A 20,534-nucleotide genomic window follows, 5' to 3' on the forward strand; every position below is an offset into this window, starting at 1 on the left:
GACCGCGAGCCCGACGTGGTCTATCGCGACGAGCGGGTGTACGCGATGGTCCGTCCCCAGTGGTGGCCGCGCAACCCGGGACACCTGCTGATCATTCCGGTCGCCCACCGCGAGAACATCTACGACCTCCCCAGCGCCGACGGCCATGCGATCTTCGACGCGACCCCGCTGCTCGCCCGTGCCATGCGCACCGCGTACGAGTGCGCGGGCGTCTTCACCCGCCGGCACAACGAGCCCGCGGGCGGCCAGAGCGTCTGGCACTTCCACCAGCACCTGTTCCCCCGCTACCCGGCGACGACCTCTACCGCACGCCGCCGCAGCCCGAGTGGCTCCCCGCCGAACGCCGCCGCGCCTACGCCGACCGGCTGCGCGCCGTACTCGACGTGTGAAAGCCCTGTCCGTCCTCACCGTCAACGCCGTGGCACGCACCTCCGCGAGATCCGTGAGGAGACGCGGCTGAGGGCGAGCCCGCCATCGAGTGCCTGACCCGTCGTAGCGGTTCCGACGTGCGCTTGCGAACGTGGCCGCTCGGCATCGGCCAGGCCCCCGCCACTCGACGCCTGAGCCGGGGTCAGGGGGTCACGAGGGCCTTGGAGCGGTCGGTGGCCATGGAGACGGCGAAGACGCCGAGCACCGTGCCGGTGAGGTAGCGCTGGATGCGGAGCCAGACCGGGCGGCGGGCCAGGAAGGCGGCGAGGCTGCCGGCGGAGATGACGATCAGGCCGTTGACCAGGGTGCCGATGGCGACCTGTACCGAGCCGAGCGCGAGGCTCTGCAGCAGGACGTGGCCCATCGACGGGTCGACGAACTGCGGCAGCAGCGACATGTACAGGATGGCGATCTTGGGGTTGAGCAGGCAGGTCAGCAGGCCCATCGAGAACAGCCTGCCGGAGCTTTCGGCGGGCAGCTCGCGCGGCTCGAAGGCGGAGACGCCGCCCGGCTTGATGGCGTTCCAGGCCAGCCAGAGCAGGTACGCCGCCCCGGCGATCTTGAGCGCGGTGTACGCGGCGGGCACGTACGCGAAGATGGCCGTCAGCCCCAGGCAGGTGGCGATGAGGTACGTCGTGAACCCGAGGAACACCCCGGTCAGCGAGATCAGCCCTGATCGGCGACCTTGGGTGAGCGAACGTGACACCAGATAGATCATGTTGGGCCCCGGCGTGAGCACCATGCCCAGCGAGACCAGCGCGATGCCGATCAACCCAGCCGTCATAAAGGCAGATTACCCGGACATATCACGGAAGTCCCAGGAATTTTCGTAGCGTAGCGTAATCGTCACGCTACGGGGGAGAACTGCGGTCGGAGGCTTCGATGCAGTTCGACGACGACAAACCGCTCGACCCGTCCCAGGTCGAGGACGCACGAGCGTCGGGCCGGCGCCCCGGCAGAGGCGGCGGGCTCGGCGGGATGCCGGGCGGCTGCATGTTGCCGATCGGCGGCAAGGGCGGCGGCTGCCTGCTGCTGATCCTGGCGGTGGCCGCGATGTTCCTGTTCGGCCTCATCCCGACGCCCTTCACCGGAGACCCGGGCGAGCAGGGCGATCCGGGTGTCCAGGGCGGCGGCCGGCAGCCCAGCGCGCCCGCGACCGGCAACCTGGCCGAACGCTGCAGGACCGGCGCCGACGCCGACCAGTCGGAGGACTGCCGGGTGGTCGGAACGGTCAACAGCATCCAGGACTACTGGAAGGGGCAGATCTCGGGATACCGGCCGGCCAAGACCGTGCTGTTCACCAGAGCGGTCCGGACGGGCTGCGGCGCGGCCGACTCCGCCGTGGGGCCGTTCTACTGCCCGGCCGACCGCAGGGTCTACCTGGACCTGACCTTCTTCGACACGCTCCAGCGCGACTTCGGCGCCGAGGGCGGGCCTTTCGCCCAGGCGTACGTGATCGCCCACGAGTACGGACACCACGTACAGAACCTCCTCGGCACCATGGACAAGGTGGGCCGCGACAACCGCCCGGGCGCCGACAGCCCGTCGGTGCGCCTTGAGCTCCAGGCCGACTGCTACGCCGGCGTCTGGGCGCGCAACGCGGTCAAGACCGGCTTCTACGAGCAGCCGTTCTCCCAGAGCGACATCCAGCAGGCGCTCAGCGCGGCGGCGGCCGTCGGCGACGACAGCATTCAGCGGCGCTCCCAGGGCCGGGTGACGCCCGACGCCTTCACGCACGGCACGTCGGAGCAGCGCGAGCGCTGGTTCAGCACCGGGTACGAGACCGGCGACCCCAACCGCTGCGACACCTTCTCCGGGCGTATCTGACCCCCACTGCGATACGTCTGTCACGGTTCGGGGCAATCTGTCATGCGGGCAATACCCCGAGAAGGGATGTCAGCATGGACTTCAGAGACCAGGCGGATCTCGACGCGTCGCAGGTGGAGGACTACGGGGACGTCGGCGGTGGCGGCTTCTCCGGGTTCTCCGGTTTCCCCGGCGGCATCATCTTCGGGGGCGGCGGCATCGTCGGCCTGATCGTCCTGGTGCTGGTGTTAGTGCTGAACAACGTCGGCGACACACCCGAGCCCGGCCACGGGCGGCCTCCCGCCAACCTGACGGCGCAGTGCCAGACGGGCAGGGACGCCGACCAGTCGGAGAAGTGCCGGGTGGTGGGCGTGGTCAATAGCATCCAGGACTACTGGAAGAGGGAGATTTCGGGATATCGACCGGCGAAGACCGTGCTGTACTCGGGGCGGTTGAGAACCGCCTGCGGCTCGGCCAGCTCGTCCGTCGGCCCCTTCTACTGCCCCGGCGACCAGCGCGTCTACCTCGACCTCGGCTTCTTCGACCAGCTCCGCTCGCAGTTCGGCGCCAAAGGCGGGCCTTTCGCCCAGGCGTACGTGATCGCCCACGAGTACGGACACCACGTACAGAAACTTCTCGGCGCCCTCGACGCCGGCAGCTCCGTCGCCGTCGAGCTCCAGGCCGACTGCTACGCCGGCGTCTGGGCGCGCAACGCGATCGAAACCGGCTTCTACGAGCAGCCCTTCACCTCCGCCGAGATCGCCGAAGCGCTCGACGCCGCGGCCGCGGTCGGCGACGACAGGATCCAGCAACGCACCACCGGAAGAATCGATCCCGAATCGTTCACGCACGGCAGCTCGCGGCAGCGCGTCGCCGCGTTCACGCGCGGATACGAAAACGGATCACCGGCCGACTGCGCCCTCGGAACGCTGGGGTGATGTGGCCGGACAACGCGAGGAATCGGAATCTCTCCTAAAATCGGGGGGGTGATCTTCAAGCAAGTCGGCGACGGACGCCCTTATCCCAACCACGGTCTGACCAACCGCGATTGGGCCCAGATCCCTCCACGGCAGGTCCGGCTCGACTCGTTGATCACCACGAAGGCCATGCTGGACCTGCACTCGCTACTCGCGGCCGACTCCACGTTCTACGGGGACCTCTTCCCGCACGTGGTGCAGTGGCAGGGCGAGCTCTATCTGGAGGACGGCCTGCACCGAGCGTTGCGGGCGGCACTGCACCAACGATCGATCCTGCACGCCAGGGTCCTTGAGCTGCCCAACTGAGAAAGGATTTCAAAGAGGGGAGCCGCGAGATTCGCGCGGCCCCCTCTTTGTTTTTCCGGCCAACATCATTATTCCGCGATGAACCGCCGGTGAATACGGTTACGGTTGTCGCCGGGCGGCGCGAGCTCCGACAAGCGAACGCAGGCGAACGAGCGAACGCAGGCGGATGGGCGAACGCCGGCGAACATGCGAAAGGGCCCCCGAGATCTCGGAGGCCCTTCGGCGATGGCGGTGGTGGTGGGATTTGAACCCACGGATGAGTTGCCCCATCACACGCTTTCGAGGCGTGCGCCCTCGGCCACTAGGCGACACCACCGCGCATAACCTTACCGGATCCTGCGAGTGGCGAAGAACCGCTTTAGCGCCGCACCGCACTCAGCTGCGAGTACTCCCATGACGACCTCGGGCCGATGGTTGAGCCGGCGGTCGCGGACGACGTCCCAGAGCGATCCCACCGCGCCGCCCTTCTCGTCCGTGGCGCCGTACACGATCCGATCCACCCGGGCCAGCACGGCGGCGCCCGCGCACATCGTGCACGGCTCCAGCGTCACCACGAGCGTGCAGCCGCCCAGCCGCCACTCACCGCGCAGCGCGGCGGCCTTGCGCAGCGCGAGCACCTCGGCGTGCGCCGTGGGGTCGGCGGTGGACTCGCGGTCGTTGCCCGCCGCGGCCAGCACCTCGCCGCGCTCGTCGAGCACGACGGCGCCGACCGGGATCTCACCCCTGGCGGCGGCCGCATCCGCCTCCGCCAGGGCCAGACGCATCGCGTCCTCGTACGTCACCGCAACCGGTCGAGCTCGTCGGCGAAGGACAGCCGCTCGGCGATCACCGACAGGATGTCGGCAGGCAGCATGCCCTCCTCCATGCTCAGCTCGAGCAGCTCGTCGGCGCTCACGCCGAGGTCGCTGAGCAGCTCGAAGTCGCCGGCAGGGCGCACGCCGAGCCCGTTGCCCTCCTTGTCGGGCGCCACCCCCGCGAACTCGGCGAACAGCTCGCCGAGGCGGTCGGAGACGATCGAGTGCACGTCGGAGAGGAACACCCGGGGCTCCTCGATGCCCTGATAGCGGGCGATGGCGAACCATTCGTCCTCGACCTCGACGCACAGCAGGGCGAGCTCGTCGCCGGTGAGACCCAGCGCCTCCGTGACGGCGTCACCGAAGTCGTCGACGATCTCGACGTCCCCGAGATCGACCTCGGCACCGCTCCAGCCGTCGGAGGTCCTGACGAAGGCCGCAGAAAAGGTGTTGGACGCCATGTCCGCGCTCCAGGGAGTCAGCCGAAGACCGATTCGATGGCACGCTCGAACGGCTCAGAGAACCCGAGCCGCGCGGCGATGCTGGACAGCACATCTTCGGGAAGCAGGTCAATGTCGCCGGAGAGGATGCCCAGCTCCATCTCGTCCAACCCGAGATCGGCGAAGATCGACAGATCTCCGGCGGGGAGCACGGTCTCCTCATCCTGCAGGATCTCGTCCAGCTCCTCCTCGTCCGGCACGGGGATGTCGAGGTAGTCGAGAACCTGACGGGCCAGGGGGAAGTCCCACGAGGCGGCGATGTCGGACAGGAACACGTCCACCCGGTCGCCCAGCACCCGCAGCGCCACGAAGAACTCGTCGCCCACGGCGACAAGCCCGATCGTGCCGCTCTCGCTCGGCTGCTGCTTCAGGGCGTGGATGAGCCCCTTCAGATCGGACGTGAGCGAGACCGGCAGGAGCTCGGCCTGCCAGCAGTCGTCCTCGCGGTAAACCACGATGGCGAAGTCGAGAGCGTCTTCGTCTGTCATCGCCATCCCCACCCGACCTCTGACACGACAGATATCACCGGGACCCAATCGTTCCAGACCCGGCCACCGGGCGTGTGGCTCTCCGACCAAATTGTGATCAAAACCAAAGATGTGATCCCCGCGCGTCCCCAATGTCCCGTTCGCACCCCGGCCTTCGGAAGGGGAGCCCCGGCCTTCGCCGGAAGGCAGCCCCGGCCTTCGGGGAGGCAGCGGCATCCGGACCCCCTGCCGCCCCGCTCGCCCCTCACCCGGGCGCGACGGTCCTGGTCCTTGAGGAAGAAGTACGAGGGCGACGCCCGTACAGTCCGGCGACCGCTCACGGCTACCCGACCACGACCGCCCTGACCCCTGGTGACGGGGAGCGACGCCCGCGCCCCCGGCGCCGGGCTCTGACGCGCCCCACCCGTCTTCAGACCGACCCGTCTTCAATGGAAGAGGGACGGAGGGCGACGCCCGCGCAGCTCGTACACCACCCGTGACGTGATCTTCCAGGGCCGGGCGAGGGGTCGATAGCAGGGTTGTCCAGGAGATACCGTTGGGTGCCATGGAGACCCTCGTCGTCGATCATCCGCTCGTGGCCCACAAGCTCACCACGCTGCGTGATGTCCGCACCGACTCGCCCACTTTCCGCAGGCTCGCGGACGAGCTGGTGACGCTGCTCGCTTACGAGGCCACCCGCGACGTTCGGGTCAGCGAGGTCACCGTGCAGACTCCGGTGGCCCAGGCCAAGGGGGTGCGGATGGCGAAGCCGTACCCGCTGGTCGTGCCCATTCTGCGGGCCGGGCTCGGCATGCTCGACGGCATGACGAGGCTGCTGCCCACGGCCGAGGTCGGGTTCCTCGGCATGATCCGCAACGAGTCGACGCTGCAGGCGGAGACGTACGCGACGCGGCTGCCCGACGACCTGTCGGGGCGGCAGTGCTACGTCGTCGACCCGATGCTGGCCACCGGCGGCACGCTGGCGGCGGCGGTGCAGTTCCTGTTCGACAGGGGCGCGGTCGACGTCACCGCGATCTGCCTGCTGGCGGCGCCCGAGGGGCTGGCGTACATGGACAAGGTGTTCGCCAACTCCGGCAAGCCGATCCGCGTGGTCACGGCGGCGCTGGACGAACGGCTCAACGAGAACGGGTACATCGTGCCGGGGCTCGGTGACGCCGGCGACCGCCTCTACGGCGTCGTCTGACGATCGGCGCCCAAGCCCGGGCCCCACACCATGACGGCTCCCGGGCTCCGGGCTCCGGGCTCCGGGCTCCGGGCTCCGGGCTCCGGGCTCCGGGCTCCGGGCTCCGGGCTCCGGGCTCCGGGCTCCGGGCTCCGACGGAGTATCCGTCGGCCTCGCGATGCCCCGTCTCCGTTCGCGCGCTTCCGGTCCGGCGGCCCGTCCCGGCCGCCCCTCGACGTGCCGGGGCGGGAAAGTTCTCCTCGGAAAAGTCCATGACCCGTCACGACACGTCATCACTTCGTTACATACTGTGGTTGTGTGGGTACGAAGAGAACCGGAAGGCAACTTCCGCATGCGCGTGGGGGCACGATGAGCGATCACACCGAGGCGGACCCGACTCCGTACGCCGACGTGGAGTCGATGTTGTGCGACGAGTTCGCCGGCATACACTCCGCGACCACCGTAACGCGCTGCGTGGAAGCGGCGCACTACGGCGCGCTGGAGGTCACCGGCTACGCACATCCGAGCCTCGTGGAGCGCATCGCACGCAAACACCTACACGTGCTGGCCCTGGTGGCCAGCGAGCGCGGCTAAGCAAGATCAAAATCAACCCGCCAAGTCACCTTTACCCGGGCACCCGGGTGGGTAATGTAGAGGGCGGGTGGAGTGGGTAAGTGGCACGGAGGCGACGGTGCAGGTCAAAAAGGTCCTCACATACGGTGGTATCGCATTTGTCGCGTACTACCTGTTCGCGCGACCAGCTGACGCCGCGGATGCGGTGAAGGGAGCGTTCGACACGGTGTTCAACGCGGCCGACTCGCTGGCCCAATTCGTGAACAGCCTCTCATGAGACTTGTGACCCACGGGGACTCTGCTCCATCGTCGGTCAACCGCTACCTCCTCCCCCAGGAACAATCGGTCATCATGGTGCGGCGGCATCCCGCCATTCTGCTGCGCCCGGTCGCCGAGGTGCTCGGCGGCCTCATCGTCGCCGGGCTCCTCAGCCGGTTCTTCGGCGGCGGCGAGGCGGGCGGCACGGCGCTGGTCGTCGTGTGGTGGCTATGGCTGTTGCTGCTGATCCGCTTCGTTTGGAAAGTCGCCGAGTGGTCGGTCGATTACTTTGTGGTGACGTCCAAACGAATGCTGCTCACCACCGGGCTGATCACGCGCAAGGTCGCGATGATGCCTTTGGGCAAGGTCACCGACATGAGCTTCCAAAGATCTCTACTGGGGCGCATGCTCGGTTACGGTGAGTTCATCCTCGAATCCGCTGGTCAGGACCAGGCTCTGTCAACGGTCGAATACATTCCGTATCCGGAGACTCTCTACCTTGAGGTCTGCCAGATGCTTTTCCCCGGCAAGGACGACGGGGACGATTAATCTCGACGTGGCAAAATTTCACGCGGGGATACCAGATTCAGCTACTTCATGCAATCATTGCGTGTTGTTGACCCTTCCCCGCCTTGAGAGATGAGATGCCGAGTCAGGGAACCATCGGTGACCGCGTCCGCGGATTGCGGCTGAACAGGCGGATGTCTCAGGCCCAGCTGGCCGGACCCGACCTGTCGGACAGTTATGTCTCGCTCATTGAGTCGGGTAAGCGTACGCCGACTCCTGTGGTTGCCCGGCTCCTGGCCGAGCGGCTGGGATGCACGACGGAGTTCCTCCTGCACGGGATCGAGCCCCGCCAGCGCATCGACACCGAGCTCGGGCTCCGTCATGCCGAGCTCGAGCTGCAGCATGGCGACCCGGCCACCGCGGCGGACCGCTTCACGGACATCGTGAAGGCCGCGGACGAGGAGAACGCCATGCTGACCGCGCAGGCGCGGTTCGGCCGGGCGCGCGCTCTCGAGGCGCAGGGCCGTCTGGGTCAGGCTGTTGAGGCGTTCGAACGGCTGCGCAGGGAGGCGGCGGCGCACCCCGAGCGGCTGGCGGACCTGCCGATCACCATCGCGCTGAGCCGCTGCTACCAGCAGGCCGGCGACCGGCTGCGGGCGCGCGACCTGGCGGCCGTGGCGCTGGGGCAGGCCGAGCGGCTGCAGATCACGCAGGGCGAGGTGGCCGTCGAGCTGGCCGCCGCGCTGATCGAGGCGCGCGGCGAGAGCGAGACCGACTCCCCCGCGCTCGCGTACGTCAAGCGGGTGCTCGACACCGCGGGTGTCCCAGAGGTTGTGGACCGTTCCGCCGAGATCAAGGCGTTGTGGCACGCCAGCGCGGCCGCGGCGGCCGGTGAGGACTCGGCGCTCGCCGTCAGCCTCGCCGACGACGCGATCATGGCGGGCAGGGAGAACCGCATCGCGCTGCTGCTGGCCCGCACGGCGATGCACTGGGCCAGGATGGGCGCGGGCCCGATCGAGGAGGCCGAGCGGCTGGCCGGCGAGGCCGTCAGGGCGTTCTCGGTGTTCCCGTCCACCGTACGCGAATACGGCGAGAGCCTGATCGTCCACGCGCGGGTGAAGCTGCGCGCCGGCGACTTCATGGGCGCGGGCGAGCTGGCCGTCAAGGCGTCCGGGCTCGAGCACGACGGCTCGGGCACCACCGCGGCCGAGGCGCACCTGGTGCTGGCCACCGTGGCGTTCGAGCAGGACGGCGACGCGACCGCGCATCTGAGCACCGCGCACGAGCTGCTCGACACGCTCAACCGGCCGGTGTTCGGCTCGGATCGCCAGGCCGCACGGTGCTGGCGTGAGCTGGGCGACCTTTATGGCAGGGGCGAGTCCAAGGCACTGCAGACGGCCGCATATCGTAAAGCCCTTGAAGCTGCCGGAGTTCGCTCCGCCATGGCAGGGGTGACGATTGACGCCACAGTTTCTCGCTGAACCTCCGGGAGCTTCCAGATTGGCCTAGTGAGTCTGGAATAATGAGGGTCTACCAGTCATTGACTCATAGGATGATTGGTTTCCCCGGAGGAGGCGGACTGTGAGTCTGCGTACGGCGCAGCGGGCTTCGCTCGTCGATCAGGTGATCGAGCAGCTGAAAGAGCAGATCACCTCAGGGTCGTGGCCGATGAACGGCAAGATCCCGACCGAGACCGCGCTCGCCGAGCAACTCGGGGTGGGCCGCAACACCGTCCGGGAGGCCGTACGCGCCCTCACACACGCCGGGCTGCTCGAGTGCCGTCAGGGCGACGGCACTTACGTGCGCGCGACGAGCGAGCTGTCCGGCGCGATGCTGCGGCGGCTGCGCCAGGCCGAGCAGCTGGAGATCCTCGAGGTACGCCGTGCGCTCGAGGTCGAGTCGGCCCGCCTGGCCGCCACCCGGCGCACGGATGAGGACATCCGGCGCATCGAGGAGGCGCTGGCCGAGCGGGAGCGGGCCTGGCAGCTCGACGACCCCGACTTCTTCGTCGAGGCCGACCTGGCCTTCCACATGGCGGTCGCGCACGCCACGCACAACCTCGTTCTCATCGACCTGTACGAGGACTTCTCGGCGGCACTGCGGGCCAGCATCACGGCCGCGGGCACGTCGCTGAACAAGAGCTACATCCCGCACGACGCCATCGCCAGGGCCATCGCGGCCGGCGACGCGACGGCGGCCGAGCGGGCCGGGCACGCCTGCATGGAGCACATCCTCATCGCGCTCACCGAGTCCGAATCCGAGTCCTGAGCCGTTCGCACGGGCGGAAGCTGCCGGGCGATGGCGCACATGGACAGAAGCCGGCGTGCGCACGAGGATCCCGATCTCGGGATGCTGGCCGGGCGCACGCTGTTCGCGCTGCAGCGCGCCCTGTTCGCCGAGCTGGCCGTGCAGGGGCATGACAAGCTGCGGCCCCGCCACGGCGCCGTGCTGGCCTATCTCGACGACTCCGGCACCCGGGCGACGGACCTGGCCGCCCGCTCGGGCCGGCACAAGCAGGTCATCGGCACGCTCGTGGACGAGCTGGTCGAGCTCGGTTACGTGGAACGGCGACGCGACCCCGCCGACCGGCGTGCCAAGCTGATCGTGCCCACCGGCAAGGGGCGCGACCTCATCGCCCGCTCGGACGCCATCCTCGCCGCCATGGAGGCGGCACACGCGCGGGCCGTGGGCGAGGAGGCGTACGCGGAGTTCAAGCGCGTCTTCCGGCTGGTCGCCGCACGTCAGACGGCGACCATGGCCGACGCGGGGACACAGGCCGCTCTCACACCTGACGCAGGGACATGACGAGGTAGCGGAACGCCGGGTTGGCGTCGCCCGGCACGTCCTGGATCAGCGCGGGCCTGGTGGGCGATTCGAGGTTGATGCGGGCCAGCTCGGTCTCGATGCCGGTGAGCCCGTCGAGCAGGAACTGCGACTGGAACGCGATCTGGATGTCGTCGCCGCGCAGCTCGCACGGCACCACCTCGGCGCCGCGCCCGATGTCGCCGCCGCTCGCCTGGACCAGCACCTGCCCCTGGCTGAACGACAGCCGCACCGCGGTGTTGCGCTCGGCCACCAGCGCCACCCGCTTGACCGCGTTGACGAACGTCGCCACCGGGACGTCGGCCCTGATCGACCAGTCGGTGGTCAGCCGGGAGCGGTAGTCGATGAACTGCTCGTCGAGCAGCCGCACGGTGGTCCTGCGCCCGACGCTCTCGAACCCGGCCACCCCGTCGCCCATCGCCACGGAGACCTCGCCGCCGCGCAGCGACTTGGCCACCTCGACCAGCACCCGGGCGGGCACCATCGCCGACACCGCGACGCCGGGGGCTGCGGGACGCCAGGTGAAGTCGCGGGCGGCGATGCGGTAACGGTCGGTCGCCGCCATGGTCACCGACTCACCCTCGATATCGACCCTGATGCCGGTGAGCATGGGCAGCGTGTCGTCGCGGCTCGCGGCCGGAGCCACCTGGCCGACCGCGGAGGCGAACACGCCACCGCCGATCGCGCCGATGGCCGGCGGCATGGCGGGCAGCGACGGGAAGTCTTCGACCGGCATCGTGATGAGGCCGAACTCCGCGCTGCCGCAGGTCAGCACCGCCTCCGTGCCCTCGGTGACCAGCTCGACGTCGTCGGCGGGCAGGCTGCGGGTGATTTCGGCCAGCAGCTTGCCGGGGATGAGCACCCGGCCCGCCTCGGACACGTGGGCGTCGACCTCGGCGCGCGCCGAGACGTCGTAGTCGAACGCGGACAGCGTCAGGAGGTCGTCCGTCGCCTCCAGCAGCAGCCCGGACAGGACGGGCACCACGGGGCGGCTCGGAAGAATGCGGGCCGCCCATGCCACAGCATCTGCCAGAACATCGCGGTTAACCCGGATTTTCACCTCATACCACCTCTTCTTCGCCGCCACCTGCCCTATGAAAATAGCCGGTGCCACCGACAACTCCGCCCGGGTCTGAGTAGCCCCTGAGATACGCGAGCGTGGCGACGACCTGCAGGTCCTAAGGGCTGAGGACCAGAGGGGAAGTGGGGGTGGCGGCCCCCTGCAACCGACAACTCCGCCCCGGTCCGAAGCGGCCCCCGAGGCACACGAGCACAGCGACGGCCTACAGCTCCCCCACGGCCGAGGACCAAAGGGAAGTAGAGGTGCGCCCGGCCCGAAAGGCCCCCGAAGCACACGAGCACAGCGAGGACCTGCAGGTCCGTGCGGGCTGAGGTCGAAGGAGGCGGGAGGCGCGCCGGCTCGTCCCGCCGGCGACTCGGTGCGACGGGATCGGCGGCGGTGGAAGGCGTGCAGGCAGGGTGGTCAGCGGCTGTTGAGGTAGGCCAGTACGGCGAGCACGCGGCGGTTGTCGTCGTCCGACGGGGCCAGGCCGAGCTTGGCGAAGATGGAGGCCGTGTGCTTGGCCACGGCGCTCTCGCTCAGGTAGAGCCGCTGGGAGATCGCCGCATTGGAGCGTCCTTCGGCCATGGCCTCCAGCACTTCGCGCTCGCGCGGCGTGAGGTGGTCGAGCGGCTGCCGCTTGGAGTTCTTGGCCAGCAGCTTGGCGATCACCTCGGGGTCCATGGCGGTGCCGCCGGCGGCGACCCGGCGTACGGCGTCGATGAACTGCTCGGCGTTGAAGACGCGATCCTTCAGCAGATAGCCGATCCCACCGGAGCCGTCGGCGAGGAGCTCGCGGGCGTAGAGCTGCTCGACGTGCTGGGACAGCACGAGGATGGGCAGGCCGGGCACCTGCCGCCGGGCCGCGAGCGCGGCCTGCAGGCCCTCGTCGGTGTGGGTGGGCGGCAGCCGTACGTCGACGATGGAGACGTCTGGACGCAGTTCGAGCAGGCCCTTGAGCAGCTCTGGCCCGCTCTCGACAGCGGCGACGACGGTGAAGCCGTGGGCCTGGAGCAGGTGGACGAGGCCGTCCCTCAGCAGGTAGAGGTCTTCTGCGACGAGAACGCGGTTCATGGAATCCAGGGATTGAGCGGCTTGGAGTAAAGCAGGAAGCGCTGGTTGTCGTGAGCGGCGGGGATGCGAATGGCCATGACGTGCATGACGACACCTAGCACGATCATGCCGATGATCGTCGGCCATTGCCACTGCGGCGGCAGGTAAAGGGCGAGGAACCACGCCTTCTCATCGATGTCGAAGATCTTGAAGATGGCGGCCACCACGCCCTGCGGGAAGGTGGGGCACCAGGCCGTGGCCCAGAGGAGCCCGACGACGATCATCTTCCACCTGGGCATCTTGCGGGTCGCGCTCTCGGGCTCCGGCAGCACGTGGGGCAGGTCCATGGTGACCGTGGTCGGGCCGCCGGGCGGGCTGTGCACGGCGAGCACGCCGTCGAACGCCGCCAGCCGCCGCTCGATGCCGGCCAGGCCGCTGCCCTTGGACGGGTCCGCGCCGCCCATGCCGTCGTCCATGACCGTGACGCGCAGGTGGGGGCCGTGGGCGCTGATGTCCACGGTGGCCTCCTGCGCGCCGCCGTGCCGGGCGGCGTTGGACAGCAGCTCGCTGATCGCGAAGTAGACCGCCGCCTCCACCGGCGGCTCGGCCCGCTTCGGCAGGTCCACGTCGACGGTGACGTGCAGCGGGCTGTCCATGGCGAGCGCGCGTACGGCGTCGGCCAGGCCGCGCTCGGCCAGCACCGGCGGGTGGATGCCGCGGATGACCCGGCGCAGCTCGGTGAGCGTCTCCGACGACGCCTCCCTGGCCTTGGCGAGCAGCGCCTTGGCCGCGGCCGGGTCGGTGTCCACGAGCTGCTCGACCGCGCCCAGCGTCATGCCGATGGCGACCAGCCTGGCCTGCGTGCCGTCGTGCAGGTCGCGCTCGATCCTGCGCATCTCGGCCGCCTGCGAGTCGGCGGCCAGATTGCGGGTGCGCCTGAGGTGGCCGACCTGGGCCGCCAGGCGGCTGGCGGCGGTGGCGCCGAGCAGCAGCCGGCACCAGCGGGCGTACAGACGCAGGCCGCGACCGGGAACCAGCAGCAGCGCCGGCAGCAGCAGCACCTTGACCAGCGGGTCGAGCAGCAGCCAGCTCTGGTCGCGCCACGTGCCGGGGTCGCTGACCAGCCACCGCCACCGGTTGTTCCACGCGGGCACGCGAGGGGTCTTGTAGAGCGTGCGATCGGAGCGGTACATGCCGTCGGCCTGCGGCACCGGAGGCGGGGGCGGCGGCAGGTAGGGCGACTCGACGGCGATGCCGGCATGCCGAGTGACCAGCCGCCGGTGCAGCTCGGCCATCCGCCTGACCATCATCACCTGCGGCGGGAACAGGAAGACCATGCCGAGCGCGAACGACAACAGCAGCAGCACGCCGCTCGCCACGATCATGGGCACCTGCACGGCACCGAGCGCCAGCAGCGCGGCGACGTGGCCGTACCTGTTGAGCATGACATCAGTCTGCGACAGCGGGCGGGGTCGCCACACTGCACCTAGGTACACCCTTGCCGGGCATCTAGCGAGATTCCGCGCGTGAGGTCGCGTTCCTAGCGTCGATGGCATGAAAGTCATCGAGGTCAGGAACCTGCGCAAGCAGTACCCCAACCACCTCGCGGTAGCCGACGTGTCGTTCGAGGTGGCCGAGGGCGAGATCTTCGGCATCCTCGGCCCCAACGGCGCCGGCAAGACCACGACCGTCGAGTGCGTCGCCGGGCTGCGCGAGCGCGACGGCGGCACCGTACGCGTGGCCGGGCTCGACCCGGCGACCGACCGCGACGAGCTGCGCCGCGTGCTGGGCATGCAGATCCAGAGCGCCGCGCTGCCGGAGAAGATCAAGGTGTGGGAGGCGCTCGACCTGTACGCCTCCTTCTACCCCGACCCGGCCGACTGGCGTGAGCTGCTTGAGCGGGTCGGCCTCGGTCCCAAGCGCGACACCGCGTTCAAGAAGCTGTCCGGCGGTCAGCGGCAGCGGCTCTCGGTGGCGCTGGCCCTGGTGGGCCGGCCGCGCGTGGCCGTGCTGGACGAGCTGACGACCGGGCTCGACCCGCAGGCCCGCAGGGACACCTGGGAGCTGATCGAGCAGGTACGCACGTCCGGCGTGACGATCGTGCTGGTCACGCACTTCATGGAGGAGGCCGAACGGCTCTGCGACCGCATCGCGCTCATCGACGCGGGCCGGGTCGTCGCCACCGACACCCCAGCGGGGCTCATCGCGCAGGTGGGCGGCGAGCAGCGGCTGCGGTTCCGGCCGTCCGCGCCGGTCGACGACGCGCTGCTGCTGGCGCTGCCCGAGGTGCGCGAGGTGTCGAGGAGCGGCGAGCAGGTCGTCGTCACCGGCTCGGGCAACCTCGCGCCCGCCGTCACCCTCGCCCTGGCGCACCACCAGGTCGTCCCGGGAGACCTGCGGATCGAGCAGGCCACGCTGGACGACGCGTTCCTCGCGCTGACCGGAAGGAAGCTGTCATGAAGCTGCTCGTCACGGAGACCAAGCTGCACCTGCGCGAGTGGCCGCTGCTGCTGTTCACGGTCCTGCTGCCGCTCGCGCTGCTGGTCGTGCTGGGGCTCAGCATCCCCGACTTCACCCGGGCGGACGCGGGCGGCGAGCGGTTCGTGGACGCCCAGTGGCCGAGCATGATGACGCTGCTGTCGCTGCTCACGCTGTCGTGCAGCGCGCTGCCCGCGACCCTGGTCACCTACCGGGAGCAGGGCGTGCTCAGGCGGATGTCCACCACGCCGGTCGGGCCTGGGCGGCTGCTCGGCGTACAGCTGCTGATCAACCTCGGGATCGGGATCGTCACCACGACACTGCTGATCCTCACGGGGGCGCTGGTGTTCGGCTCGGCGGCGCCGCGCCAGATGGGGTGGTTCGTGCTGGTGTTCCTGCTCGGCACCGCCGCGCTGCTCGCCATGGGGCTGGTCATCGCCTCGCTCGCGCCGAACGCCAAGGTCGCGCCCGGCATCGGGTCGGCCGTGATGTTCCCGCTGATGTTCATCGCCGGGATGTGGGTGCCGCGCGACGTCATGCCGGACGTGCTGCGCATGATCAGCGACTACTCGGTTGCCGGGCCGTTCGCCCAGGCGCTCAGGGACTCCTGGGCGGGACAGGCGCCGCAGCTCCTCCACCTGGTGGTGGTGGCCGCGGGGCTGATCGTCTTCGGGGGCCTGGCCGTACGGCTGTTCCGATGGGAGTGAGCCGCGCACCCGCCGGAGCAGGGGCGCGGCGGGGCGGGGCAGCGTCCGGTGGCCCACACCGGGCGCGCTCCCGTGACGTTGGTCAGCAGCGAGTACAGCGAGGTCGCCGCCGCGATGAACAGGTGGTTGCGCTTGAGCCCGCCGAACACCAGGTTCGCGGCCGGCTCGGGCAGCTTCAACCGGCCGAGCAGGGTGCCGTCGGGGTCGTAGCAGAGCACCGCCTTGCCGGCCGCCGTCCACACGCGGCCCTTGTTGTCGAGCCGCATGCCGTCGTACGAGTCCTGCTCGCCTCCCGCGGCGAACTCCTTGCCGCCGCCGAGCGTGCCGTCGTCCCGCACCTCGAACACGCGGATGTGCCTGCGCCTGGTGTCGGCCACGTACAGCAGCCGCTCGTCCGGCGAGAACGCGAGCCCGTTGGGCCGGTCGAAGTCGTCGGCCACGATCCGCACCTCGCCCGTCACCGGGTCGGCCCGGTAGACGTGGCAGCCGTCGATCTCCGGCTCGGCGGCCACGCCCTCGTAGTCGCTGAGGATGCCGTACGGGGGGTCGGTGAACCAGATGGAGCCGTCGGAGCGTACGACGACGTCGTTGGGGCTGTTGAAGCGCTTGCCCTGCCACCGGTCGGCGATCACCGTGACGGAGCCGTCGTGCTCGGTGCGGGTGACCCTGCGCGGGCCCTGCTCGCAGGAGATGAGCCGGCCCTCGCGGTCGAGCGTGTTGCCGTTGACGTAATGGGACGGCCGCCGGAACGGGCCCACCGCGCCGGTCATCTCGTCCCAGCGCAGCATGCGGTCGTTGGGGATGTCGCTCCAGACCAGGAACCGGCCGGCCGGGAAGTAGACCGGCCCCTCGCCCCAGCGGGTGCCCCTGTACAGGATCTCGATAGTCGTGTCGCCGCCGACCGCGGCCATGCGCTCGTCGAGCACCTCGAACTCAGTGGGGATCGTGTCCGTCATGGCGACCACCCTACGGGGGTCCGGCCCGCAGTCCCTGAAGTAATGTCGAGGTATGTCGAAGGTCGCCTGGAACACCAAGGAGCTGACCGTCGGGCAGCTCGCCGAACGTAGCGGCGTCGCGGTCTCCGCCCTGCACTTCTACGAGAGCAAGGGCCTCATCAGCAGCCGCCGCACCGCCGGCAACCAGCGACGTTACACGCGCGACACCCTGCGCAGGGTCGCGTTCATCAGGCTGGCGCAGCGCATCGGCATCCCGCTCAAGGTCATCAAGGACGCGCTCAGCGAGCTTCCCGACGAACGCACCCCCACCCGCGAGGACTGGGCCAGGCTGTCGGCCGCCTGGCGCAGCGAGCTGGACGACCGCATCGAGCAGCTCCAGCGGCTGCGCGACGACCTCACCGACTGCATCGGGTGCGGCTGCCTGTCGCTCGACCGGTGCCCGGTCGCCAACCCGTACGACCGGCTGGGCGACGAGGGGCCCGGCGCGCGGCGCATCGACACCCGGATCTGCCCACCGCCCCAGCGCCGGCCCTGCTGCGACACGGCGTCCTGAGCCTTGGCTCCGGCTACGCCTTCTTGGCGGGCGGAACGATGAGGGTCGGCCGGTGCGCGTGATGCAGCACGTGGTTGGAGACGCTGCCCAGCAGCACCGACCGCACACCGGCCAGACCGCGCGAGCCGGTGACGATCAGCGAGGCGTCGATCTCGTCGGCCACGTCCACGATCGTCTTCCAGATGGAGTCGTGGTCGGCCACCGCCCGGTAGGTGACGTCGGTGAGCCCGGACGCGATGGCCAGCTCGGCGCCCTCCTTGGCGTGGTGCTCCGCCTGGGCGTGCGCCTCGTCCTCGGTGCTGGTGTCGATGGAGCTCACGGCCAGCGGAAACTTCTTGAGCTGAACGAGCAGCGGCTCCCAGACGGTGACGATGACCGTGGGCTCGGCGGTGAGGTGCTTGGCGGCGAACTCGATCGCGGCGCGGGCGTCGGCCGAGCCGTCGTAGGCGACAAGGATGGTCATGGCTTGCTTCCCTTCGCTTCGGTCATCTCGTAGAGCACCGAAGCGATCACCGGCCATTCCTGAGCGGATTGTCTGTTCCGTCACAGAACGCCCGGCGTAAGAAGCGGGCCGCTCGCGTGTGCGCCCCCTTCGCCGCGCTCGAAGCGCGGGCGTCAGTGCTGGGCCATGTCCACGAATCGGCTGTAGTGGCCCTGGAAGGCGACCGTCACCGTGGCCGTGGGACCGTTACGGTGCTTGGCCACGATCAGGTCCGCCTCACCCGCCCGCGGCGACTCCGGCTCGTACGCGTCCTCCCGGTGCAACAGGATGACCATGTCGGCGTCCTGTTCGATCGATCCCGATTCGCGAAGGTCGCTCACCTGTGGGCGCTTGTCGGTGCGCTGCTCGGGGCCTCGGTTGAGCTGGGAGATCGCGATGACCGGCACCTCCAGCTCCTTGGCCAGCAGCTTGATGGCACGCGAGATCTCGGAGACCTCGTTCTGGCGGCTTTCGACCTTCTTCGGCGAGCTCATCAGCTGGAGGTAGTCGATGACCACGAACCGCAGGTCGTTGCGCTGCTTGAGGCGGCGGCACTTGGCGCGGATCTCCATCATCGACATGTTGGGCGAGTCGTCGATGAACAGCGGCGCCTCGGCCACCTCGCTCATCCTGCGGGCCAGGCGGGTCCAGTCTTCGTCGCCCATCATGCCGGAGCGCATGTGGTGGAGCGCGACGCGGGCCTCGGCGGAGAGCAGGCGCATGACGATCTCGTTGCGGGACATCTCCAGCGAGAAGATGACCGTGGTCATGCCGTGCTTGATCGCCGCGGACCTGGCGAAGTCGAGGCCGAGCGTGGAGTTGTGGGTGGGGATCAGCGTACGGCCGGCGAGATAGAGGTGGTCGGCGTTGTCGACCTCCACGCACCGCACCGGCACCGACGGCACCGGGCGGACGCCGGTGATCGTGCGGTGGAGGGTATCGGCGGCGGTGTCGATGTGGACGTTGGCGTCGCTGCGCCGGAACACCTTGTCAGGCGGCGTGAACGTGATCGTGTGGCCGGTGCCTGCCTCGTCTGCGGACACCGAGTAGCCCAGGCCGTGGATCAGCTCGCGGACGTCACCGGCCAGGTCGGCGTCGGCGAGGGTGAGCCGGATCGTGCCGGTGTCGTCGATGGTGGCGGCGGCGTCGAGCAGGCCCGCCAGGAGCGCCCTGCGCTGCTCCTCCGACGCCCGCAGGTACGCCCCGGGAATGCGCCCGCACGGCTCCGCCTGGGCCTGCGCGCCCAGCGAACCGCCGTCCGCGCCACACGCGCCAAACGTGTCACAGGCGCCGAAAACGCCCGGAGCGGTCTCCGCGCCGGAGGCATCCAGAGCGGCCTCCACGCCGGAGGCGCCCGGAGCGATCTTCGCGCCGGAGGCGCCGAAGGCCGTGGCGAGGTGGGTGCCCAGCTCGTACGGGGGCGTCGGCAGGTCGCGATCCGGCAGCTCCAGGGGGCGGGTGTTGGCGACGGAGTGGCCGGTGTGCACGGTGGCGGCGATCTCCTCCGTCGTACGGACCCGAGCCGGCCCCCCGTCATCGGCGGTGAGCCACTGGTGGAGCGCGTCGGCCACGATCACCGTGCCGTCGCTGAACTCCACCTCGTAACAGGGCCGCCCGTGCAGCACCTCGGTGGCCGCGACGACCGTGGTGGGCCGCCCGTCGGCGCCGATGAGCAGGTCGCCCACCTGGACCTCGCCCATCGTCGTCCAGCCCGACGGGGTGGGCAGCGGCGTGTCGAGCGCGAGGGCCTTGCCGATGGCGGGCCGCGCGGCGACGACGATCATCTGGCCGGGGTGCAGGCCGTTGGTGAGCTGGTCGAGGTCGGCGAAGCCGGTGGGGACACCGACCATCTGGCCGCCGCGGCTGCCGATGGCCTCCAGCTCGTCGAGCGCGCCGGGCATGATCTCCGACAGCGGCGCGTAGTCCTCGGAGGTGCGCCGCTCGGTGACCTTGTAGATCTCCGCCTGGGCACGGTCGACGAGGTCGTCGACCTCTTCGTTCTGGCCGCCGTAGCCGTAGGAGACGATGCGGGTGCCGGCCTCGATGAGGCGGCGTAGGACGGCCTGCTCCCGGACGATCTTGGCGTAGTAGCCGGCGTTGGCGGCCGTGGGGACGACGGCGGTCAGCGTGTGAAGGTAGGCCGCGCCGCCCACTCGGGCCATCTCGCCGCGCTTTTGCAGCTCGTCGAAGACGGTGACGGCGTCGGCGGGCTCGCCCCGGCCGTACAGCTCGGTGATGACGTCGTAGATGATCTGATGAGCCGGACGATAGAAGTCGTCGGAGCGCAGGATCTCCACGACGTCGGCGATGGCGTCCTTCGACAGCAGCATGCCGCCCAGGACCGACTGCTCCGCCTCGATGTTGTGAGGAGGTGTGCGCTCGAATCCAGGACCGCCGACGGCCTCGTCGTCAATGCTCACCGCGCCCCCTCGTGCAACTCGCAGGTGGTCGCACCACCCCCACTTGTAGTCGACCGGTGTGACAGTTTCGCGGAGTCCGGGTCGCTCGGCAACGTGGCCTGTGGACAACCCTGTGGTCAACCTGTGTACGACTGGCCTGAGGATGTGAACGGCCTGTGGACGGGGCTGGGGATAACTGTTTCAGATATCCACCGAAGCCCCTC

The 20,534-nt window shown here is 69.5% G+C and carries 23 protein-coding genes, 1 tRNA gene and 1 pseudogene; 14 read left to right on the plus strand and 11 right to left on the minus strand.

All coding sequences use genetic code 11. The features are described from left to right. Positions 1 to 15: 15 nt before the first annotated feature. Positions 16 to 486, plus strand: a complete 471-nt coding sequence (locus AB0K67_RS24735) for an HIT family protein (protein ID WP_364064472.1) — start codon at positions 16 to 18, stop codon at positions 484 to 486. An 85-nt stretch (positions 487 to 571) separates the two neighbouring features. Here AB0K67_RS24735 and AB0K67_RS24740 read toward each other — a convergent pair whose 3' ends face one another. After that, entirely contained in the window at positions 572 to 1,213 is a 642-nt protein-coding gene (locus AB0K67_RS24740; protein ID WP_364064475.1) for a LysE family translocator, read from the minus strand. Between the two features lie 98 nt (positions 1,214 to 1,311). Between AB0K67_RS24740 and AB0K67_RS24745 the strand changes: the two genes are divergently transcribed. The 3 genes from AB0K67_RS24745 to AB0K67_RS24755 all read left to right on the plus strand — a co-directional run bounded on the left by AB0K67_RS24745 (position 1,312) and on the right by AB0K67_RS24755 (position 3,518). Further along, positions 1,312 to 2,256, plus strand: a complete 945-nt coding sequence (locus tag AB0K67_RS24745) for a neutral zinc metallopeptidase (protein WP_364064478.1) — start codon at positions 1,312 to 1,314, stop codon at positions 2,254 to 2,256. A gap of 74 nt (positions 2,257 to 2,330) precedes the next feature. After that, the gene (locus AB0K67_RS24750) at positions 2,331 to 3,173 is read left to right on the plus strand and encodes a neutral zinc metallopeptidase (protein WP_364064480.1); all 843 of its coding nucleotides are present in this window, start codon (positions 2,331 to 2,333) and stop codon (positions 3,171 to 3,173) included. Between the two features lie 48 nt (positions 3,174 to 3,221). Beyond that, a complete protein-coding gene (locus AB0K67_RS24755) occupies positions 3,222 to 3,518 on the plus strand; it encodes a type II toxin-antitoxin system VapB family antitoxin (protein WP_364064483.1) in 297 nt (98 codons plus the stop codon). A 226-nt stretch (positions 3,519 to 3,744) separates the two neighbouring features. On the opposite strand, the gene AB0K67_RS24760 is transcribed toward AB0K67_RS24755, so the two are convergent. The 4 genes from AB0K67_RS24760 to AB0K67_RS24775 all read right to left on the minus strand — a co-directional run bounded on the left by AB0K67_RS24760 (position 3,745) and on the right by AB0K67_RS24775 (position 5,300). After that, a tRNA-Ser gene (locus AB0K67_RS24760) sits at positions 3,745 to 3,834 on the minus strand. A 10-nt stretch (positions 3,835 to 3,844) separates the two neighbouring features. Then, entirely contained in the window at positions 3,845 to 4,282 is a 438-nt protein-coding gene (tadA, locus tag AB0K67_RS24765; protein ID WP_364064486.1) for a tRNA adenosine(34) deaminase TadA, read from the minus strand. Positions 4,283 to 4,296: 14 nt separating this feature from the next. Further along, complete coding sequence (locus AB0K67_RS24770) at positions 4,297 to 4,773, minus strand: tRNA adenosine deaminase-associated protein (RefSeq protein WP_364064488.1); 477 nt, start codon at positions 4,771 to 4,773, stop codon at positions 4,297 to 4,299. A 17-nt stretch (positions 4,774 to 4,790) separates the two neighbouring features. Continuing rightward, complete coding sequence (locus AB0K67_RS24775) at positions 4,791 to 5,300, minus strand: tRNA adenosine deaminase-associated protein (RefSeq protein ID WP_364064491.1); 510 nt, start codon at positions 5,298 to 5,300, stop codon at positions 4,791 to 4,793. A 544-nt stretch (positions 5,301 to 5,844) separates the two neighbouring features. On the opposite strand from AB0K67_RS24775, the gene upp reads away from it, so the two are divergent. From upp to AB0K67_RS24810, 7 genes are all read left to right on the plus strand, one after another. Beyond that, on the plus strand, positions 5,845 to 6,483 hold the full coding sequence (gene upp, locus AB0K67_RS24780) for a uracil phosphoribosyltransferase (protein ID WP_364064493.1): 639 nt from the start codon (positions 5,845 to 5,847) through the stop codon (positions 6,481 to 6,483). A 348-nt stretch (positions 6,484 to 6,831) separates the two neighbouring features. Beyond that, positions 6,832 to 7,056, plus strand: a complete 225-nt coding sequence (locus tag AB0K67_RS24785; protein WP_364064496.1) for a hypothetical protein — start codon at positions 6,832 to 6,834, stop codon at positions 7,054 to 7,056. A gap of 97 nt (positions 7,057 to 7,153) precedes the next feature. Continuing rightward, positions 7,154 to 7,312, plus strand: a complete 159-nt coding sequence (locus AB0K67_RS24790; RefSeq protein WP_355417480.1) for a hypothetical protein — start codon at positions 7,154 to 7,156, stop codon at positions 7,310 to 7,312. Further along, positions 7,309 to 7,842 carry a PH domain-containing protein gene (locus AB0K67_RS24795; protein ID WP_364064499.1) on the plus strand — a complete coding sequence of 178 codons (534 nt, stop codon included), beginning with the start codon at positions 7,309 to 7,311 and terminating at the stop codon, positions 7,840 to 7,842. Before AB0K67_RS24790 ends, AB0K67_RS24795 begins: the two co-directional genes overlap by 4 nt. A 95-nt stretch (positions 7,843 to 7,937) precedes the next feature. Beyond that, positions 7,938 to 9,281, plus strand: coding sequence for a helix-turn-helix transcriptional regulator (locus tag AB0K67_RS24800; protein ID WP_364064501.1), 1,344 nt, complete (start codon positions 7,938 to 7,940; stop codon positions 9,279 to 9,281). Between the two features lie 100 nt (positions 9,282 to 9,381). Continuing rightward, positions 9,382 to 10,068 carry a FadR/GntR family transcriptional regulator gene (locus tag AB0K67_RS24805; protein ID WP_364064503.1) on the plus strand — a complete coding sequence of 229 codons (687 nt, stop codon included), beginning with the start codon at positions 9,382 to 9,384 and terminating at the stop codon, positions 10,066 to 10,068. Between the two features lie 39 nt (positions 10,069 to 10,107). After that, positions 10,108 to 10,605, plus strand: coding sequence for a MarR family winged helix-turn-helix transcriptional regulator (locus AB0K67_RS24810; protein WP_364064506.1), 498 nt, complete (start codon positions 10,108 to 10,110; stop codon positions 10,603 to 10,605). Here the strand turns inward: AB0K67_RS24810 and dnaN are convergent. The 3 genes from dnaN to AB0K67_RS24825 form a co-directional block, all read right to left on the minus strand. Beyond that, positions 10,583 to 11,683, minus strand: coding sequence for a DNA polymerase III subunit beta (gene dnaN / locus AB0K67_RS24815; RefSeq protein WP_364064509.1), 1,101 nt, complete (start codon positions 11,681 to 11,683; stop codon positions 10,583 to 10,585). The two genes, AB0K67_RS24810 and dnaN, sit on opposite strands and share 23 nt — an antisense overlap. A 423-nt stretch (positions 11,684 to 12,106) precedes the next feature. After that, the gene (locus AB0K67_RS24820) at positions 12,107 to 12,757 is read right to left on the minus strand and encodes a response regulator transcription factor (RefSeq protein WP_364064512.1); all 651 of its coding nucleotides are present in this window, start codon (positions 12,755 to 12,757) and stop codon (positions 12,107 to 12,109) included. Next, on the minus strand, positions 12,754 to 14,181 hold the full coding sequence (locus AB0K67_RS24825; RefSeq protein ID WP_364064515.1) for a histidine kinase: 1,428 nt from the start codon (positions 14,179 to 14,181) through the stop codon (positions 12,754 to 12,756). The genes AB0K67_RS24820 and AB0K67_RS24825 overlap by 4 nt, the downstream gene beginning before the upstream one ends. Before the next feature lie 109 nt (positions 14,182 to 14,290). Between AB0K67_RS24825 and AB0K67_RS24830 the strand changes: the two genes are divergently transcribed. Both AB0K67_RS24830 and AB0K67_RS24835 read left to right on the plus strand, forming a co-directional pair. Further along, positions 14,291 to 15,196: an ABC transporter ATP-binding protein gene (locus AB0K67_RS24830; RefSeq protein ID WP_364064518.1), complete on the plus strand. Its 906-nt coding sequence runs from the start codon at positions 14,291 to 14,293 to the stop codon at positions 15,194 to 15,196. Beyond that, positions 15,193 to 15,921 (plus strand): ABC transporter permease, encoded by a 729-nt coding sequence (locus tag AB0K67_RS24835; protein WP_364064520.1) that lies wholly within the window; start codon positions 15,193 to 15,195, stop codon positions 15,919 to 15,921. Before AB0K67_RS24830 ends, AB0K67_RS24835 begins: the two co-directional genes overlap by 4 nt. 116 nt (positions 15,922 to 16,037) lie before the next feature. Here AB0K67_RS24835 and AB0K67_RS24840 read toward each other — a convergent pair. Continuing rightward, positions 16,038 to 16,877, minus strand: a pseudogene (locus AB0K67_RS24840) (SMP-30/gluconolactonase/LRE family protein); the annotation flags it as partial. Positions 16,878 to 16,929: 52 nt separating this feature from the next. Between AB0K67_RS24840 and soxR the strand changes: the two are divergent. Beyond that, positions 16,930 to 17,430: a redox-sensitive transcriptional activator SoxR gene (soxR, locus tag AB0K67_RS24845; RefSeq protein ID WP_364064523.1), complete on the plus strand. Its 501-nt coding sequence runs from the start codon at positions 16,930 to 16,932 to the stop codon at positions 17,428 to 17,430. Positions 17,431 to 17,443: 13 nt separating this feature from the next. Here the strand turns inward: soxR and AB0K67_RS24850 are convergent, their stop codons facing one another. Then, positions 17,444 to 17,893: a universal stress protein gene (locus AB0K67_RS24850; protein ID WP_364064526.1), complete on the minus strand. Its 450-nt coding sequence runs from the start codon at positions 17,891 to 17,893 to the stop codon at positions 17,444 to 17,446. A gap of 152 nt (positions 17,894 to 18,045) precedes the next feature. Continuing rightward, positions 18,046 to 20,331, minus strand: coding sequence for a replicative DNA helicase (gene dnaB / locus AB0K67_RS24855; protein ID WP_364064529.1), 2,286 nt, complete (start codon positions 20,329 to 20,331; stop codon positions 18,046 to 18,048). Between the last annotated feature and the right edge of the window lie 203 nt (positions 20,332 to 20,534).

This window comes from Nonomuraea sp. NPDC052634 (assembly GCF_040678535.1).
In the GTDB taxonomy this organism is placed as follows: Bacteria; Actinomycetota; Actinomycetes; order Streptosporangiales; family Streptosporangiaceae; genus Nonomuraea; species Nonomuraea fastidiosa.